At 74.6% G+C, this 2,287-nt stretch carries 3 protein-coding genes; all 3 read right to left on the bottom strand.

From position 1 onward, the window contains the following. Positions 1–72: 72 nt before the first annotated feature. Positions 73–750, bottom strand: coding sequence for a VOC family protein (locus KS423_RS43810; protein WP_224285269.1), 678 nt, complete (start codon positions 748–750; stop codon positions 73–75). Continuing rightward, a complete protein-coding gene (locus tag KS423_RS43805) occupies positions 750–1,853 on the bottom strand; it encodes an FAD-binding oxidoreductase (RefSeq protein WP_224285268.1) in 1,104 nt (367 codons plus the stop codon). The genes KS423_RS43810 and KS423_RS43805 overlap by 1 nt, the downstream gene beginning before the upstream one ends. Continuing rightward, on the bottom strand, positions 1,825–2,287 hold a 463-nt coding region (locus KS423_RS43800; RefSeq protein WP_224285267.1), incomplete at its 5' end, for a hypothetical protein. The genes KS423_RS43800 and KS423_RS43805, both read right to left, overlap by 29 nt.

Below are 2,287 nucleotides of genomic sequence, written 5' to 3'. Positions count from 1 at the left end.
CGGACGCCCCGGTCGCGGCGGTGCCGCGGCCGGGGCGGCCCGATGCCCCCACGGGTGCGGGGCGTGCGGGGGTCACGGAAGCCGCACCACCGTCTCGCCCTCGGCGGTGTCGATGTGCACCGCCGAGATGCGGGGCCCGGCCGCGGGGTCGACGACGACGTCGAGCGCAGCGAGTCCGGGCCACCGGTCCGCCCAGTCCCGCTCCTGCTCCCGCGCCCGGCCCGCCTCAAGGCGCCGCAGCGACGTCGGGCACACCCGGTGCCCGGCCGCCTTGAGATCGCCCGGCACCCGGGCCGCGCGCGCCGCCGTGTCGCCGTAGCTCAGGAAGAACGGCAGCACCCGGCTGCGCCACGACAGGTCGAACGCCGCCTCCGCCCACGGCACACGCACACCGTCGGCCCGGACCGACTCGCCGCGGAAGAGGTCCGGATCCGCTCCGGTCACGGTCTCCACCTCGCGTGCGGTGGACTCGATGTCGTCGGTCAGCGCCGCCCAGTTGAGGAAGTCCGGCCCGTCCGCGGTCCGTTCCAGGAACAGCCGACCGAAGTCCTCGCTCGCCAGCTGCCGTTCGTCGTGGGTGACGAGCAGTTCCAGATACTGCACGTCGGGCGTGTCGAAGGGCACCACCCAGCTCGCCGTGCCGTCCGGGTTGGGGCTGCCGTCGGTGATGCCGAACCCGTACTGGTCCCACAGCAGTTCGCGCAGCGGCTCGATGGTCCGCGCGCCCAGGATCACATGGTCGATGCGCATCAGGAGGCACCGCCCAGGGCGTGCGAGGGGCACATGCTGTACGGCAGGGCGTTCCAGTCGTCACCGACCAGGCCGGCCGCCATGCCCTTGCCGGTGGCGCGCGCCGAGAGCAGCCCGTGCCCGGCGTGGCCGGCCGACAGGAAGATCCGCTCGTGGCCGGGCAGTGCGCCCGCCAGCGGCCGTCCGGTGCCGGACACCGGACGCAGCCCGGCCCGCAGCTCCACGGGCACCGACTCCGCGAGCCCCGGCATGACGGTCGTGGCGAAGCGCAGCAGATGCGCGATGCCCTGGGTGGTCACGTGCTCGGCGAAACCCGTGTCCTCCTCCGTCGCACCGACGATCACGTCGTCACCGACGCCGGGCGCGAGGTAGTACGCGGACGACAGGATGCAGTTCAGCTCCTCGTCGGTGCGCAGCACCGCCATCTGCCCGCGCTGCGGCCGGACTCCGGTCGCCTCGGCCAGGCCCTTGCCCGAGCTCCAGGCGCCGGCGGTGATCACCACCCGGTCCGCGCGGAGCGTCCCGTCGGAGGTCACCACCGAGACGGACGCGCCCTCCTCGCGCACCTCCCGCACCGTGACGCCCTGCCGCCAGTCGACGCCCCGGGCCACGCACCGGCGCCGTACGGCGTCCAGGTAGCGGCGGCCGTCGATCATCAGCCCGTCCGGGTCGAGGAGGTAGCGCCTGCTGGTCGGCAGCTTGAGCCCGGGCGTGGCCTGCGCGAGGGCGTCGCCCTCCACCCAGTCGCCGACGCCGAGGCCGCCCAGCACGTCGCCGTGGGCCTCCACGTCCGACTCGCGCAGGGCGCGCAGGATGGGCCTGGCCACGCTGAACGCGCCGTACTCCGGCTCCAGCCGGGCGACATCGGCGTCCAGGTCCCGCTTGGCCGTCCGCAGCCAGTCGTAGAACTCCCGGTCGGTGAGGTAGCGCAGCGAGGGAACCGCCACGCCCGCCGCGCGGTTGGTCGAGTGCCCGGGTTCGGCACCGGAGTCGAGGACGCGGACCGACGCCCCGCTGTCGCTCAACTCCTCGGCGAGGCAGGCACCGACGATCCCTCCGCCGATGAGCGTGAAGTCAGGGGTTGATGACGGTGACGACGGCATGTCCTGCACCTTCCATTTCGGCCGCGCCGGCGAGTACCAGCGAGCGGGTGGTCACGTCGCTGTCGCTGTGGACAGCCATGGGTGGGCCGGCCAGGCCGCGGGCCTGGCGCAGCAGATGGACGGGTTTGCCCTTCAGGGCGAGGCGGAACCAGCGGCCGGGCCGGTCCGCGACCCTGGCCAGGCACTGGAGCCGGACGGTGCCGTCGCCGTGGTAGCGCTGGAGGCCCTCCACGCACCAGACGAGTTCCACCGCGTCCGGGGGCACCTCGGCCCGGGGACCGTCGAGTTCGAGCCGGGCCAGCGGCGGCGGGCCGAACCCGTCGGTGTCGTGGTCCCACACGGCCCGGCCGGGCGCGATGCCCTCGGCGAGCGGGAGCGGCGGACGGATCCGGCCGCCGTCCACCAGGACGGTGGGCAGCGCCGGGTCGCCCCGG

The sequence above is a fragment of the Streptomyces sp. LS1784 genome (genome assembly GCF_020103755.1).
Lineage (GTDB): Bacteria > Actinomycetota > Actinomycetes > Streptomycetales > Streptomycetaceae > Kitasatospora.
This window is presented reverse-complemented; position numbering and strand designations above follow the sequence as displayed.